This window comes from Prevotella vespertina (genome assembly GCF_009728485.1).
Taxonomy (GTDB): Bacteria; Bacteroidota; Bacteroidia; order Bacteroidales; family Bacteroidaceae; genus Prevotella; species Prevotella vespertina.
In genome coordinates this window covers 58,812-74,435 of the sequence record NZ_VVIQ01000014.1, presented here as the reverse complement: position 1 = coordinate 74,435, position 15,624 = coordinate 58,812, and the positions used below count along the sequence as shown (strand labels likewise).

Below are 15,624 nucleotides of genomic sequence, written 5' to 3'. Positions count from 1 at the left end.
TAACTGCAATGGTCAGAACTGGTTGTATGTATCAACCTGACAATATCTGTTTGGCAACACAAAGTGTAATTGTTAAATAAATAGTTAAAATAAGAAATATTGGAGGTTTTTGACATAGAAAGCATAGTGACATATTTTTGAATGACATATTTCTTAGACAGAGGAACATAGGAACACGAATCGTAATAACGAAAGAGTAAAAAGAAGGAAACGCTCCTTTTAAATCAAGATTAGTGGCTAATGTTGTGGTATGTTTCGTTGAAAGGCATCTAAAACATAGTCTTTGAATAATAAAAAGATGGTGTTTAATTTGCTAAATGAATAAAAAGAACTATATTTGCAGTGGTGTTTAACTTACTTAGGAACTAACTTAATATTAGAGGCTTATGCGTATTACAGATAAGAAAAAAGCGACAGCTATCATCCAACAGATGGTTGCTGACAAGCGAGAAATTCAAGCGTATATTCGTGAGCATGGCACTTTAAATGGTTTTAAACATGATAGAATCAAACTCGTTAGACCATTTTGAGATAGTATATAATGGACTATCTGGAGCCTACGAATTTGATACTGAGGATTGTCATTATATAGTCACTTTTATCTATTATACCGATGTTATGGGGCTCTCTTATCCTATTTACTCGTTTGGAATTGAGCGATACCCAGAGGATAAGAGATACCATCGTAAAGATCACAAAGTACGTAATACTATTCTAACCATTCTTTCCTTATTCTTTAAAAACAATGAGAATGCCCTTGTTGCAGTCTTTGATAGTAGTGATGGAAGGCAACTTGTTCGACGTAGACTATTTAGTCAATGGTATGAAGAGTTTGGTAGAAAGGACTATTGTATGTTATCAGATTGCTTTCAAATAGAGCATGACACAGATTATGCAATGGCGTTATTTCATCGTGACCATCCAGGTAAGGACGAATTAACCAAAGCCTTTAATGACTTATTGAAGATTAATTTTTACAATTAAAGGAAATCCTCTCCTGATAAGTTCCTATTTGATATTCCTCCCTTTGCGTGACGCTAAGTCGGAATTTAACAAGGTCGTACCTTGTTAGCAATAATTGCAATAGTTTGAACAAGGAAACGCCCTTCTCAAATGGAGAAGGGCGTTTCGTCCTATTCAAGAGAGCCTTTCCTTGCATCAAAGAAACGCCCCCTTTATTTGCAAACAATGGTTTTCACTCCCCTCTCCATTCGGAGAGGGGCTGGGGGGTGAGGCTTCTTCTTACTTTGTTGGTACAGCATATTTATCGCCAGTCTGCTTGACGATCTCATGCTTCATATAGTCACTATAACCTGGACGAGCCACACGCTCACCAAGACCAGTTGGTGTTTTGAGGAACTTACCATCCTTTTCTGGCTTCACAGCCATATCGTTGTACTTCACAATCAGGTAGATGGCGAGCTGCTTCCAGCGTGCAAGCATCTCGTTACTCTTCTGTATGGAGTAGTCGTTAAGATACTTCACTGCGGCGGACTTATCCGTCTTGTACAGGCTAAGAGCCTTTGCTTCCACCTCTGGTTGGGCTGCGAAATAAGCGTTCTCAAGCGAATCGCGCACTGCTTTCAACGATGGGAAGAGCTGCGAATAACGTGGGTAAACCATGTTACTTACCCAGTTACAAACCCAAAAAGCATTCTTATCTGAGAAGGTAACAGCGTCTGCACCAGGTGTATTGAAACACTCTGCTCGCTCCGTATTACTACAATAGATAGGCACATAAGCTATCATATTGCCATCGTCGTTACCGAACCATAGGATTCCACCAAGCTCTCTTGGCAACCATGAACGGAGCTGTGCTACGTAGGAGAAACCTGTTTGCTGGGTAGAAGTTGGACGCTCGTTGAAATACTTCTTACCGTCAACTTCGTATTGAAGTGGGGTAGGGCGATAAGGACAATCCCAATTCCCTTGAGCGATATCATTGTCTAGTGCGAGTGGAGTACCCTCATAGTGATCACGCATACAAGCCTCCATCATTGCTACATCGAGCTTCTTGTCGGGTGCAATCCATAGTGGCATATCTTCAGCGTTGGCGTCTTTTCCGAGTGCCCAAGGCAACCAGTGCGACATATCTTTGAAGTGATTAAAGTAGCTCCAAACGCGTGCATCACACCAACGACGGCCTCCGAAGTTGGGCTTTGCATACACCATTTTCCAGTTAAAATCCTTATCCTTTCCAGTAAACCAGCCTTTTGAGCGTGCGAAACTAATGCAGTTTTTAGACGTGATGACCTCTGTTGGATAAGTAGAAAATTGCCCAATGCGACTCTGGTTGGCGTGAGCTGAAATCATGCCATCAGGTATGCGCACTGCAACCCATACCACTTTCTGCTTCTTATCACCGCCACATCCTTGCATCTCAAGCAACCACACTTCATTAGGATCAGCTATTGTGAAGGTCTCACCCTCGGAGTTATAGCCGTAAGTCTCAGCCAGTGTCGTCATCACCTTGATAGCTTCTCTTGCCGTCTTACTGCGTTGTAAGCCTAGATACATCAGTGAGCCGTAATCGATAATGCCGTTTTTATCCACCATCTCTTCGCGTCCGCCGTAGGTAGTCTCACCTATGCTGACCTGGTACTCATTGATGTTTCCGATGACATTGTAGGTTACTTGCGCCTCAGGAATGTACCCGTGGCTCTCGTGTGTGTCGTAATCAATGATCTCACGACGCGCATCTTTAGCATGAGAACCAGCCGGATAATGGCATAAGTTAGTAAACAAGCCGTAATCATCAGCATTGTAAGTAACGAGGACGGAACCATCCTTTGTTGCGCCCTTAGTGGCTATGAAGTTCGTACACGCATAGGTGTATGACATCATAAAAAGCATTGCGAGCGTTGCAAATGACTTCTTCATAAGCTGTAGTTTTTATGTTTTTAATCTGTTCAAAGGTTATTCTATGGGGGTGTTCTGTCGATAGGCACGGAGCGTCCCATCGCTGTCTTTGCGTACATCAATCGTCCCGCTCATCCATTCAGTCATAGCCTCTTCGTGTGTGAAGGGGTATATCTCCGTGACAGCTCCAGCCTCGATGACAACGATTCCTTGCTCGATTGTCTCGTTGGGAGTGTGGATGAAGTTCGCTGCTATGCGTCGCATCTGTTCAAGTTTATCGTGTCCTCTTTATGGGTAAGCCCCTTTCACGCATAGCATCAGTGGGTGTGCGAGGGGGACGGTCACCCTGTGCTGGTGCCGAACTGGGGTTTACTGGTGTTCCACCGATTGTTCTTATCGGGTCAGAAGTATTCGTTGAATCACCAGGATTGACGTTCTCTTGCTTGCGAACGTGCATTCGGACGAGTTGAATGTTATTAAGAATTAACATCTTAAAGGTGGTAGTTGGCTCTTGACCCTTTAGCATCATAAAGTAGCCACGGATGTTTTTTATCCGTAAAGAGTCGCCTCCATCCACCATAAGCGTTTGATGAGAATCAGAGGAGATGTGCGTGTATTGCGTTGTAATACTATCGTTGGTGAAAGTGACCGCCATAACAACTACAGCGTCGCGCATACCATCTTGTATGATAAACTGCGAATCGAAATTGAGCATTAAGCGGTCGCCTTTATGAAAGGCGGTATCTGCTTTGATCTCAAAAGTTTCTTTGTTAACAGGTGCGTAAGGGGAGAGAATGAGCGAGCGAGCGCCTTTCCATATATCAGTAGTGTCACCTTTGGAGGTGATAGTGCCGTATTGTGATAGCTCAGACTCCGATGCGCCCTCTGCACGAGCTTGGTCTTCAAGACGCTTGGAGATGTCTACATACATGTCATGAAGTTCCTCGGTGTGACGTATATAGTACTTTAGGGAGTTGTCAAACTGCGCCTCCGTCACATCGTACTTCTTCATGACTGCCAGCTTATAAGCCTTTTGCTGTGTTGCAGAAGTATTACTATTATTTGCCATTGCCATCGCTAGGTGATAGTCATATAGTATATCTTCCATTTTCGACGGCTGTATGTATTCGGATGGAATAGATGGTTTACAACCCACAAAAAAGGTTGTGAGTAGTAAGCCACAAAGGGCTGTAAGCAAGTGAGTTATATATCTATCTCTCATTCTCATTAGGCTTTTGATCCTCTCAAAACTCCTCATTCAACATTCCTAACTCCTATCTCTTCTCTGGTATCCAACCGTTGAAGTCCTTTCTAAAAAACAATAGAATGGTGATGACACCCACGCTTATGCAGGCATCAGCAAAGTTGAAGACAGGGGAGAAGAATACGAATGATTGTCCACCACATAAGGGCATCCAATCAGGGAAGGTACCGGTAAAGAGGGGGAAATAAAACATATCAACTACCTTGCCCATAAGCATTGGTGCGTACCCTTCTCCCCATGTGGTAAGAGTTGAAGGAATGGCTCCCTCTATATAATAAGGTGTAGAGGCAGTGAATATCTGACCATATATCAACGAGTCGAAGATATTACCAGCTGCACCTGCACATATCATCGATAACACGACAATATACGCCATTCTCGCACCCTTCTTGATACGACCTCGAACGTACCATATCAATCCGACGACTGCGAAGATACGGAAGAGACTGAGGAACAACTTGCTTCCGAGCTCCATTCCCCATGCCATACCATTGTTCTCAACAAACTCTATCTGGAACCAATCAAATATATGAATTGACTCCCCCAAGGTCATGTTTAGCTTGACAGCTAACTTAATGGCTTGATCGATGATAAGCAATAACACGATCAAAGAAGCAGCCGTCAAGCCCTTTTTCTTATTACTATTCATTAATGTTGTTTATTAGCTTCCTTTGATGCTACACTTAGTGTTGCATGAGGGACGACACGCAGACGTTCCTTCGGAATAAGCTCTCCTGTGATACGATCTATGCCATAGGTCTTATTGTCAATACGCATGAGTGCAGCTTGAAGACCCTTTATGAACTTCTGTTGACGCTGTGCCATCTGTACGAGTTCCTCCTTTGTTTGACTCGAACTACCCTCCTCTAATGCCTTATAGGTGGGTGATGTGTCATTGACATCATTGGTGTTCTTGTTGGTAAGAATCTTCATGGTCTCTTCGTAATCAGACTTAGCTATGGCTAATTTGTTGTTTACTATCGTGCGAAACTCCTCGAGTTCCTCATCGGTATAACGCTTTTTAGTCTCCATAAGGAATAAAGTGAATTAGGTTATTAAACATTATCTGAGATATAGCAAAGTGGGTTTTGGAGTCCTGATGGAGGATGGGTGCATGGTTGATACACCCATCCTGTCAGGCTTTCGAGCGTTCACAAGGATACGCCCCACTATGTTCTTTAGTCTTTTTGGATGTCTATATGAAGTTTAAAGTCGTCGAATTCAACCTCAGTACCAGCGTTTTCAGCCAGTGAGATGGCGTTCGCTAATACCTGTGTCTTTATCAACTCACCAAAAGACTCTACTGCTTTCGCAGCTTCCTCATTAGGTTCGATGATAACAGATATGCGGTCGGTAATCTCGAGACCAGTCTCTTTACGGAGGTTCTGAATGCGGTTAATCAACTCACGAGCCATTCCCTCGCGGCGCAACTCATCGGTTAGTTCCACCTCAAGTGCCACAGTTAGGTTGCCTTCATTGCTCACTAACCAGCCCGGGATGTCCTCTGATATGATGTCAACATCGGCTGCTTCTACCTTAATAGGCTGTCCTTCCAACTCGAAGTTGAACTCACCAGTAGTCTCCAAAGCAGCTATCTCATCTTGAGACAGTGTATCCATACGTGCTGCAACAAGCTTCATCAGCTTACCAAACTTCTTGCCCATGACACGGAAGTTGCACTTTACTTTCTTTACCAAGATGCCTTGTCCCTCAACAAAAGAGAGTTCCTTCACATTCACCTCATGCTTAATAAGGTCGGCAACAGCCTCTATATGCTTCTTCTGAGTGCTGTCTATGGCTGGAACCATTATCTGTGCTAATGGTTGGCGAACCTTTATATTGACCTTACGACGCAATGCCAAGACCATAGAAGTAATGCGTTGAGCCATGTCCATACGTGCTTCTAAGTCAGTATCAATGACTGCCTCGTTTGCAACAGGCCAACGATCCAAGTGAATACTCTCGCAGGCTCCACCTAAATCTCTATACAGTTGATCTGCATAGAATGGTGCGAACGGAGCCAAGAGACGTGCTACTGTCATCAAGCAAGTATATAAGGTGTCATACGCACTCTGCTTGTCTGCACTCATCTCTTTGCCCCAGAAGCGTTTACGATTCAGTCGGACGTACCAGTTACTGAGGTCGTTATTAACGAAGGAGTCGATGAGTCGACCTGCACGCGTTGGGTCGAAGTCTTCTAACTCGGCTGTAACACCTTTAATCAAAGAGTTCAGCTTAGAAATAATCCAGCGGTCAATCTCTGGTGCGTCAGCCTTAATTGCCTTGCAGTTTGTTGGCTCGTAACCATCGACGTTAGCGTATAGAGCGAAGAAGCTATACGTATTATATAAGGTGCCGAAGAACTTGCGTCTACATTCATCAACGCCCTCTGGATCGAATTTCAGGTTATCCCAAGGCTCGCTATTGGTCATCATGTAGAAGCGAACAGGGTCTGCCCCGTACTTATGAAGCATCTCAAATGGGTCGGTAACATTGCCTACATGCTTACTCATCTTATTACCCTTTGCATCCAAGACAAGCCCTGTTGAGATTACATTCTTAAATGCAACTGAGTCGAAGACCATGGTTGCTATGGCATGAAGAGTGAAGAACCAACCACGCGTTTGGTCAACTCCTTCATTGATGAAGTCGGCTGGGAAGAATGCAGGAGGTACAGCTATTCCCTCGTAGGTAGAGTGTACCAAGGCATCACGATAAGCCTCCTCGCTCATACCCGTAGCCTTGAGACCATCGGAATTAATCTCTCCTTCGAATGGATAATGCAACTGCGCATATGGCATAGAACCGCTATCAAACCATACATCAATCAAGTCGCTCTCACGGTGCATAGGCTTACCCTCGTCGTTAACAAGTACGATGTCATCCACATAAGGGCGATGGAGATCTATCTTATCATAGTTTTCTTTGCTATAATCACCCACTACGAAGCCTGCTTCCTTCAGTGGATTCTTCTCCATGACACCTGCTGCAACTGCCTTCTCTATCTCATTGTAGAGTTCTTCTACCGACCCAATGCACTTCTCGCCACGGTTGTCATCACGCCAGATAGGTAATGGTGTACCCCAGAAACGAGACCTACTTAGGTTCCAGTCATTCAAGTTCTCAAGCCAGTTACCGAACCTTCCTGTACCCGTAGATGCCGGTTGCCAGTGTATCGTCTTATTGAGTTCCACCATGCGAGCCTTGCGTGCCGTATCCTTAATAAACCAGCTATCTAGTGGGTAATAAAGGATTGGCTTGTCTGTACGCCAGCAGTGTGGATAGTTGTGAACATGCTTTTGGATATTGAAAGCAGAGCCTTCCTGCTTCATCTCCATACAGATGATGATGTTCAGATCTTCAGCCTTTTCAGAGGCTTTCTTGTCCCATACTCCATTTGGATTAAAGCGTGGGTCGTATGAATTCTTTACGTAATTGCCTGCATGATGGGTGTATGCTTCCTTGTTGATACACGCTTTTACGAAGTTCTGATCAAGCTCATCAAGGGTGTAATACTTACCTTGGAGGTCGACCATAGGGCGTGTTTCCCCCTTCTTCGAGATGAGATATAGCGCAGGAATATTCGCATCCTTTGCCACCTTAGCATCGTCAGCACCGAAGGTAGGAGCGATATGCACGATACCAGTACCATCCTCCGTCGTAACGTAATCACCGAGGATAATGCGGAAAGCCTCGCTCTCCATCTCAACGAACTCGTCGCGTCCTTCCTCGCCCATAAATACCTTCTCTGGGTGAGCCGTCGCATAGTCGTTCACGAATTGAGGTGCAAATTCGCCTGTCTTCTCCACTGGTTTCACCCAAGGCATGAGCTGTTTGTAATGCAAACCCTCCAATTCTGTACCCATCACACGCCCTATGACACGATAAGGAACATACTTGTCGCCACGCTCGAAAGCAGGTAATTCGCCTCCATCAGTTACCTCGCCTTCTGGTTTCAGATAGGCAGCTACACGGCTGGCAGCCATTACCAAGGTTACTTTCTGCGCATCGTAAGGGTTGTAAGTCTCGATGATAACATATTCAATCTTCGGTCCGACGCACAGCGCAACATTAGATGGCAAGGTCCAAGGAGTGGTTGTCCATGCAACAAAACAAGGTTTACCCCAAGTCGACTGAGGCAATTTTACCTTCTCTGCCAATGCCTTCCAATCCTCTTCAGGGATAGCGAATTGCGCCGTAACCGTGGTGTCCTTGACATCACGATAACAGCCTGGTTGATTCAACTCATGGCTTGATAAGCCCGTACCAGCACCTGGAGAATAAGGTTGGATAGTATAACCCTTATAGAGTAACCCTTTATTATAAAGTTGCTTCAAGAGCCACCATAAGGTTTCAATATATTTGTTGTCATAAGTGATGTAAGGGTGTTCCATGTCGACAAAGTAGCCCATCTCTTCCGTAACTTGTTGCCACTCTGCAGTGAACTTCATTACGTTCTCACGACACTTATGATTATAGTCTTCAGTTGAAATATAGCGTTCCGAGTTATGGTTATCGATATCCTTTTTGGTGATACCAAGCTCCTTTTCAACACCCAATTCAACGGGTAGTCCATGCGTATCCCAGCCTGCTTTACGGTGCACCTGATAGCCTCGCATCGTCTTATATCGGTTGAAGGTATCCTTGATGGAACGTGCTAGAACATGGTGAATACCCGGATGTCCGTTAGCCGAAGGAGGCCCTTCAAAGAAGATAAACTGCGGTTCTCCCTCTCGTTCGTCAATACTCTTGTGGAAAATGTCATGCTTCTCCCACTCCTTCAACATGTCTTGGTTTGTCTGAACAAGGTCAAGTCCCTTGTGTTCGGCGAATCTCTTTGCCATATTATCGATGTTATTTTGCTTATATTCTAAATACGTGCAAAGATACAAATAACAACTGATACTACCAAATTTTACTGACAGGTTGCTGTGGTGGAGAGGTCTAGATGGGATTCAAAATACAATGTCCAGGGTTCGAGAGTATGATGAGTTAGACATAATGCCACAACGACATATTATTTTAATGACATATTATTAAGACAGAGCAACAGGTTTTTTAGACATAATGCCATAGTGACATATTATTTTAATGACATACTTTTAAAGACATAGTAACATAGTATCAATGTGCTTAGTACCAGATGTTTAAGACATAATGACACAACGACATATTGTTTTAAAGACATATTCTTTAGACATAGTAACATAGTATCAATGTGCTTAGTACCAGGTGTTTCAGACAGAAGGAAATGGTTTTTTAGACAAAATGACATAAAGACATATTGGTTTAAGGACATACTTTAAAGACATAGTAACATAGGAACACGAATCCTAATAACGAAAGAACGAAAACAAGGAAAGGCTCTTCTCCATTTGAGAAGAGCCTTTCTTCCTATCGAAGAGAGCCTTTCCTTACACCAACGAAACGCCCCCTTTGTTTGCAAATAATAGTCTTCACTCCCCTCTCCATTCGGAGAGGGGACGGGGGTGAGGCTTTCCCTTATTTGTAAACAATGGTTTTCACTCCCCTCTCCATTCGGAGAGGGGACGGGGGAGAGGCTGTAGATGATAGGGGGAGAGGCTTTAGATGATTGGGGGTGAGGCTTTCTTTACATGTGAGATAAGCAATAAAAATACAACTCAAAAGTTGTATTTCTGAAGGATAATACCTACCTTTGTAGCACAAACTACTGAGTATGACATTCGATAAGATTATAGATAATGGTAAGTTGGGCAGTTCGTTATGAGGAGGAAACCGATAATGAACTATTCAAGTTGTTTGCTCAATGGAGTGATGTAGAGTATCTTCATCAGTTCTTTAAGGCTAATTGGAATGACCTTATAGCCTACTTTAAGGTTACTGATATTCGACAAGCAATAACAGACACCATCGATGATAACGAGCAGTTGCAATGCCTTATGTTGGAGCTAAAGGATGATACCAACTTGGAAGGAATATTCCATCCATTGGAGAATTATCGCACTTCAGAAATGCTATTAGGCAAAGAGAAGGCTAAACCGAAACGCAAGGAGCGCCATTCTTCATGGTTACGTATTTATGCGATAAGGCTTTCCGAAGGGGTATATGTTATAGCGGGTGGGGCAATAAAACTAACTTTCACAATGGAGGAAAGGACTCATACGAAGCTGGAACTGCATAAGTTAGAACGGGTAAGACGCTTTCTTCTCGAAGAAAAGATTATTGATAATGATTCATTTGACGATTATGTCAACACGTTGTAATATAGGAGGTAGATATGAGCAGGATTACAAATAGATTAGAGAAATACCAATCTTCCACCCCTTCAAGGTGGCGGGAAGAGGCTGAATATAGGGTAGAGAACAGGGCATGGCTACGACATTCTCAGTATATAGCTATGCTGATGTTAGAGAAAATGGATGAATTGAGTCTGACGCAAAAAGCCCTTGCTGAGCGCATGGGGTGCACTCAGCAATATGTCTCAAAGATATTGCGTGGGAAGGAGAACTTATCTATTGAGACTCTTTCAAAGATTGAATCGGCACTATCTCTGCGCCTCCTCACCTATTGAAACACGTATCGGATGGACATATATAGCTGAATGGCAAAGATGTAGATAGGGACATAACGGGCTGAACGGAGGAGTCCATAGACGAGCATATCGTGCATACTAGTAACGCTGTTGATGGTTCCGCTCGTTATACCATAGGATATGGACATGATAAGAAGGATGAAGGATAGAGCGGGGATGAGGCTCACGGAGAAGCTACTGGGGTAGAGTTGACCTGTCACACTCAGTAAGATTGCGTGTGGGACAAGCGTCAGTAAGACCATTACCACTATAAAGACTATGAACTCAGCAAGGGCTATGCGCAGTCCCATTCGCTCTCGATAAGCTAAGGAGGAACGCTGTTGTGGCGTTCTGGAGAACCTTTGTCGTAAGGCTTTCAGGAACTTTGTGCGCAAGAAAGCACCCCCAGCAATACTCATCACAATGAAGTAAATGAGCCAAGGAGTTAGTTGGTTATTAACGAACGAACCGAAGAACCAGCGTATACCCTCACTACTCAAGAGAGAGTGAAGAGCCCAGTCTGGATTGGCAGCAGTTATTAACCATGATAGTAGGATGACTGCTATCTGTGCCAAGAAAAGCACTATGACAACATAACCTAACTTATTCCTCATCAGCACGGAGATTATCAATATCGATGATGCGAAGCTCTAATGCGCGCACAACAAGGCGTGTGGCATTGACGCTCATACCCTTATTTCCTTCAGGAAAGAGCTTCTGTACGAGTTCGTTTTGGCGTTTCTCAAGACTCTTCACACCGAATGGCATACCTCGAAGATTGGTTATTTGCTCCTTCGTGTAACCGAGTGCAAGGTGTCGAAGGAAGCGTTCGTCATACTCGTCAATCTCGTATCCTACCATCGCTTCTTGGTGCATTAGCATGCTATTCACGCTCTGTTTGAAGCGCGAAACAATCTTTTCTAGGATGGGCTGATTGAATACTAAGCGTTTACCAGACATCACACTCGATACGTCACCACGGGTAAGTAACTCCCCACTCTTTAGACAGATACCATCGGTGCCAGCGTCTAACACGTCCACCCAAAGCTTCTCATTGAGTATCTCACCAGTAAAGATTAGCACCTTAACGTTGGGATATACCTCCTTAGTCTGCCTACAGATCTCTACGCCAACAGTAGTTGATCCACCCAAACCAAGGTCTAGTAGCACTAGATCGGGTAGTTGTTGCTTTAGTAACTTCCAGTATGCTACCTCGTTTTCAGCCGTTCCAATGATTTCAGCCTCGGGTATTTCATTGCGGAAGATACCTTCCGTACCTTTCAATTCGAGTGGTACATCCTCCACAATTATTACTTTGAAATTCTCCATCTTATGTCCTTTTATCTTTTAATTAGGTGTTTCTTATTTTATTTCTTAGGCTTTCGCTAATGTAATCTGTATCTCTGTTCCTTCCTCCGTAGGCTTTGCTATGATACCACAGCCACGCCTGTTGGTTGCTTCACCATTGTCTCTTACTATCTGCCGACAGCTGAAGAACATCATTCCCTGTGCTTGTGGCGAGAATAGCTCACGGCATTCTTCTGCCGAGAGGTGCATGGATGAGAGTAGAACATGCAGTATGACATACTGCTTCTGATGCTCTTCTGCGGTGATGCGGAGGGGCTGGTTCTGATTTTCGGAGTAGAGTATATCGAATAGATAAGCAATCATTACAGGGTCGCCAGCCACTGGTGGGATAGGAGCCAAGGGCTGTTTGAACTTGTTTTCAGGCACGAGTGTGGCGATGTCAACGCTCTTTGCCATGAGTTTGATAGCCCTCACCTGGTGCATGGCTTGCTGACTTAACAGACTGTAAAGCTCTTTGTAATACACAGCTAACTCATCAATAGCCTCCAACTGACTATCGGTGTCGGTTTCAACTAGCTGTCGGATGCGTGAGGGATAATACATTGTCTCGTGCTTGAGAGTAGACAGGCAGTTGTCGAGAATACTATTACTAATATGTAAACGCTCGTTCTCGTATTCCACACAATGCACCTCATCTTCCAGTGCCTCGATGTCGGCTTTACTCTTTTGGCTCGCTTCCTGTGATGCTACCAGGGCTTCCCTGATTTGCTGAACAATGTTCCGTAGACGTTCCGGGAGGCGGTCGCTATTCACACGATTAACCTCTTTGAGCTTCTTCTCCACGCTTACATCACTTAAGAGAACGGCATTGATGTGCTTAATTTGCTCTATGCTGAATTGGAAAGTAAGCCTATGACGATAATACATCACGTAATATACGGGGAGAATAGACAATAGTAAGAGCACCAAGAGAGCGATAGCTACGTTCTTATTGGTCTCTGACTTCATCATCATTCGGCAATACTCGCCCAGCGAACTATCGGCCGATCGCTCCTTGAAGAGGTGTGTGTAAACGTTATTATTGTACTTGTATAGGTCCCATTCATGCAGAGCTAGGGCTGCAACAGCACTCTCGTTACGTATATCAAGTATCACCCTGTAGTCGATGGGGACGTCAGCATGAAACCACTTAATCTCTGCTGCCACATTTGAAAGGCTTCCTATGCGTTGCATGAAGAGCTTTCCATGCGGATACAACTTATGATATTGCTGGTTAATATAGTATCGGCACGTGTCAGCAAAGCGTAGAGTCTGCTCGTACTGACCATTGATATTACTGAAGTAAGCCGAGTCTGCATAGATACCAGCTAGTGTCATGTAGTCTTTTCGGGCTATGGCTGTAGCCTTATCATTGTTCCTTTGAGGGCGAGCCTGTGCCGTGCATAATGATGAAAAGGCGATGAGTAGGAACAAAAGAACGCGACTCACGCCCTTAGGTAGGCGGAAGAAGAAGCGTGAACCCTTGTTTTCTTCGCTCTTAACACCTATCTGGCAGACTGTAAATATCTGACTTATCTTGCGGTATTTATTGATGATTCCATTGCAATTCATTAGTCCGAAACCATGCGAAGTGCTGTCTTTTTGATCGTGGATAGGCTTTCGGTCGAATAGATGTTGCTGTGTTTCCTCATTGATGCCACATCCTGTATCCTCCACAGAAAGCTCCACATAGTCGGCTTCTTCTACTGCTTTGATACATACCTTGCCCCCAGCAGGCGTGAACTTACGGGCATTGTCGGCAAGAGTATTCACCATGAAGAGCGTTAAGATACGATCGGCTTTGACAATGGCGGCAGTATCCTCCACCTTTAGCTGTACCCCCTTTAATTGGAAAGCCATACGTCCTTTCTTCACAATGTCGAACACCTGCTGTACAGGAAAGCTCTCAATGTGTAGCGATAGTCGCCCTTGTCGGAGTTGAATCCACTCTGTCAGCGTCGAATTAAGGTTGTTGATCATGTCCGTGAGTTCCCTAATATAGGTGTAGCGTTCGCTTCTCACCGCATCAGACTCGCCTCCCCTCTTTAGCTTGTTAATCTCATGTAGCATTCGATTGATGAGTGGCATGATGCTGTTAACCAATGATACCTTCGCACGTTGCTCTATATAGCGACGCTTATTGTCGATAAGATGAATGTTACTAATGGTGAGTTGCTCCGAAACCTCAGTGTATTCGTCATCGAGCTGAGCCATATAAGCGATGTTATGGTGCTTCCATTCTTCCAAAGGCAAGAGCAGTTTGTTGAGCTCCGATTGGTTATCAGCGCGCCTACGGAGGTAGTGGAAGATGATTAACAATGACAGGATGACAATGATGATAAGTCCGATTGCAATAATCATGATGTTCAACTGCTGTGAAGTAGAGTCCAGTTGATCAGCACGTGCTTCGTAGTATCGGTCCTGACGGGTCTGTTCTTGCAAGTCAAGATATATGTTTCTGTTATAGTCACTCGCCTGTTTATTGTCTATAGCAGAGTACACCACGCTTAGTTGTTCACGAATAGAAGCCACCAAGTCGGGGGCTTGATTGATTGCAGGGTTCTGTTTCAAAGCATTCTGCAAGCAGATAAGTGCAGAGCGATAGTCCTTTATCTGCCAGTAACAAGACGCTAGTGTACGATAAGAACCAGCTGTTTGATAGACGTCACCATACTTTTGGAAGATACTTAAAGAGCGTTCGGCGAGGTTACCAGCGATAAGACTATCGGGCAAGTTACCCACTTTCAGGTATTTAAAAGAGGGCAGATTATCACGAATAAGCGCCTCTCTACTCTTGTCGTTCACCAAATGTTCGCTTAGAGCCTGCAATGAGTTTGCTTCCCAATAAGGGTAGTTATGATGGATAGCCAGCATGTAACAGCGAATGAGATAATCGAACTCCTTTTGATTAATCTCCTCTTGTTTACCCTTTGTAAAGATACCTCCTGCGCCCACATTATATAAGTATGCGAGCAGTTGAGGCATATCCGTTTGAATCTCACCATCGGGGTTGATGGCAGAAAGAGCACGTACGGAGGGTTGCTCCAAACCGACATAATAATAATAAGTAGAGCTTACTATGGCATATTCCGAACGGGCATATACCATCCGACGTCGCTGTCTATCGGTTAAGAGACGCTTATCCTCATTGATACGTAAAAAGCGTTTGTTGGCTTCCTCGTTATAGTCATAATACTCCTTATTGTTCGACTCCCTTTGGCAAAGACGCATCATTTGTATGTCGGCAACAAGCAGTTCCACCTGGTCATCCGTGCTGCCCATCACCTCATTGAGAGTAGCGTATGCCTTATCAAAGTGCATTTGCATGAGGTAGATAAACGCAAGATTATTCAGTGCTTCGGCCTTACCAGTGTTGTAACCATTCGACAAGGCGAGGGCTTGCTTCGCATAGATTTTAACCGAGTCAAGATTCCTGTAATGTGCAGCATAAGCCTTGTCATTATAGTCATCCACCTGTTGTCTATGTGGAGCATTGCATGCCGAGAAGAACAGAAGTAGGCAGATAGCTGCCAAGGACATGATGATCTCTTTTGTTCTGTTCGTCTTCATCTGTTGTAAAAAGTATTCGCCATCAATCGAA

At 44.2% G+C, this 15,624-nt stretch carries 11 protein-coding genes and 1 pseudogene; 3 read left to right on the top strand and 9 right to left on the bottom strand.

Features of this window, described 5'->3' with window-relative positions; all coding sequences use genetic code 11:
* The first annotated feature begins 498 nt into the window (after positions 1-498).
* Complete coding sequence (locus F0475_RS10745; RefSeq protein WP_155716629.1) at positions 499-984, top strand: DUF6169 family protein; 486 nt, start codon at positions 499-501, stop codon at positions 982-984.
* A gap of 258 nt (positions 985-1,242) precedes the next feature.
* On the opposite strand, the gene F0475_RS10740 is transcribed toward F0475_RS10745, so the two are convergent.
* The 6 genes from F0475_RS10740 to ileS form a co-directional block, all read right to left on the bottom strand.
* Positions 1,243-2,880 (bottom strand): dipeptidase, encoded by a 1,638-nt coding sequence (locus tag F0475_RS10740; protein ID WP_155716628.1) that lies wholly within the window; start codon positions 2,878-2,880, stop codon positions 1,243-1,245.
* A gap of 36 nt (positions 2,881-2,916) precedes the next feature.
* On the bottom strand, positions 2,917-3,123 hold the full coding sequence (locus tag F0475_RS10735; RefSeq protein WP_155716627.1) for a hypothetical protein: 207 nt from the start codon (positions 3,121-3,123) through the stop codon (positions 2,917-2,919).
* Between the two features lie 10 nt (positions 3,124-3,133).
* The gene (locus F0475_RS10730; protein WP_155716626.1) at positions 3,134-4,081 is read right to left on the bottom strand and encodes a DUF4296 domain-containing protein; all 948 of its coding nucleotides are present in this window, start codon (positions 4,079-4,081) and stop codon (positions 3,134-3,136) included.
* A gap of 52 nt (positions 4,082-4,133) precedes the next feature.
* Positions 4,134-4,772: a lipoprotein signal peptidase gene (locus tag F0475_RS10725; RefSeq protein WP_155716625.1), complete on the bottom strand. Its 639-nt coding sequence runs from the start codon at positions 4,770-4,772 to the stop codon at positions 4,134-4,136.
* Positions 4,772-5,155 (bottom strand): TraR/DksA family transcriptional regulator, encoded by a 384-nt coding sequence (locus tag F0475_RS10720; RefSeq protein WP_009435621.1) that lies wholly within the window; start codon positions 5,153-5,155, stop codon positions 4,772-4,774. The genes F0475_RS10725 and F0475_RS10720 overlap by 1 nt, the downstream gene beginning before the upstream one ends.
* Before the next feature lie 146 nt (positions 5,156-5,301).
* The gene (gene ileS, locus F0475_RS10715; RefSeq protein WP_155716624.1) at positions 5,302-8,967 is read right to left on the bottom strand and encodes an isoleucine--tRNA ligase; all 3,666 of its coding nucleotides are present in this window, start codon (positions 8,965-8,967) and stop codon (positions 5,302-5,304) included.
* Positions 8,968-9,821: 854 nt separating this feature from the next.
* Here ileS and F0475_RS10710 point away from each other — a divergent pair.
* Positions 9,822-10,368, top strand: a pseudogene (locus tag F0475_RS10710) (hypothetical protein).
* 14 nt (positions 10,369-10,382) lie between these two features.
* On the top strand, positions 10,383-10,676 hold the full coding sequence (locus F0475_RS10705) for a helix-turn-helix transcriptional regulator (protein ID WP_036895624.1): 294 nt from the start codon (positions 10,383-10,385) through the stop codon (positions 10,674-10,676).
* Here F0475_RS10705 and F0475_RS10700 read toward each other — a convergent pair.
* Genes F0475_RS10700 through F0475_RS10690 form a run of 3 tightly spaced genes read right to left on the bottom strand, consistent with a single transcriptional unit; the run spans position 10,670 to position 15,593 of the window.
* On the bottom strand, positions 10,670-11,290 hold the full coding sequence (locus F0475_RS10700) for an AbgT family transporter (protein ID WP_009435574.1): 621 nt from the start codon (positions 11,288-11,290) through the stop codon (positions 10,670-10,672). The genes F0475_RS10705 and F0475_RS10700 overlap by 7 nt on opposite strands.
* Positions 11,280-12,005 carry a DUF5932 domain-containing protein gene (locus F0475_RS10695; RefSeq protein ID WP_009435573.1) on the bottom strand — a complete coding sequence of 242 codons (726 nt, stop codon included), beginning with the start codon at positions 12,003-12,005 and terminating at the stop codon, positions 11,280-11,282. Before F0475_RS10695 ends, F0475_RS10700 begins: the two co-directional genes overlap by 11 nt.
* A 45-nt stretch (positions 12,006-12,050) precedes the next feature.
* Positions 12,051-15,593 carry a sensor histidine kinase gene (locus F0475_RS10690; protein ID WP_155716623.1) on the bottom strand — a complete coding sequence of 1,181 codons (3,543 nt, stop codon included), beginning with the start codon at positions 15,591-15,593 and terminating at the stop codon, positions 12,051-12,053.
* Positions 15,594-15,624 lie beyond the last annotated feature (31 nt).

Bases quoted from the DNA above. Each gene is read 5' to 3' on its own strand.
- F0475_RS10745 (WP_155716629.1), top strand. From the start codon at position 499: ATGATAGAATCAAACTCGTTAGACCATTTTGAGATAGTATATAATGGA.
- F0475_RS10740 (WP_155716628.1), bottom strand. From the start codon at position 2,880: ATGAAGAAGTCATTTGCAACGCTCGCAATGCTTTTTATGATGTCATAC.
- F0475_RS10735 (WP_155716627.1), bottom strand. From the start codon at position 3,123: ATGCGACGCATAGCAGCGAACTTCATCCACACTCCCAACGAGACAATC.
- F0475_RS10730 (WP_155716626.1), bottom strand. From the start codon at position 4,081: ATGAGAGATAGATATATAACTCACTTGCTTACAGCCCTTTGTGGCTTA.
- F0475_RS10725 (WP_155716625.1), bottom strand. From the start codon at position 4,772: ATGAATAGTAATAAGAAAAAGGGCTTGACGGCTGCTTCTTTGATCGTG.
- F0475_RS10720 (WP_009435621.1), bottom strand. From the start codon at position 5,155: ATGGAGACTAAAAAGCGTTATACCGATGAGGAACTCGAGGAGTTTCGC.
- ileS (WP_155716624.1), bottom strand. From the start codon at position 8,967: ATGGCAAAGAGATTCGCCGAACACAAGGGACTTGACCTTGTTCAGACA.
- F0475_RS10705 (WP_036895624.1), top strand. From the start codon at position 10,383: ATGAGCAGGATTACAAATAGATTAGAGAAATACCAATCTTCCACCCCT.
- F0475_RS10700 (WP_009435574.1), bottom strand. From the start codon at position 11,290: ATGAGGAATAAGTTAGGTTATGTTGTCATAGTGCTTTTCTTGGCACAG.
- F0475_RS10695 (WP_009435573.1), bottom strand. From the start codon at position 12,005: ATGGAGAATTTCAAAGTAATAATTGTGGAGGATGTACCACTCGAATTG.
- F0475_RS10690 (WP_155716623.1), bottom strand. From the start codon at position 15,593: ATGAAGACGAACAGAACAAAAGAGATCATCATGTCCTTGGCAGCTATC.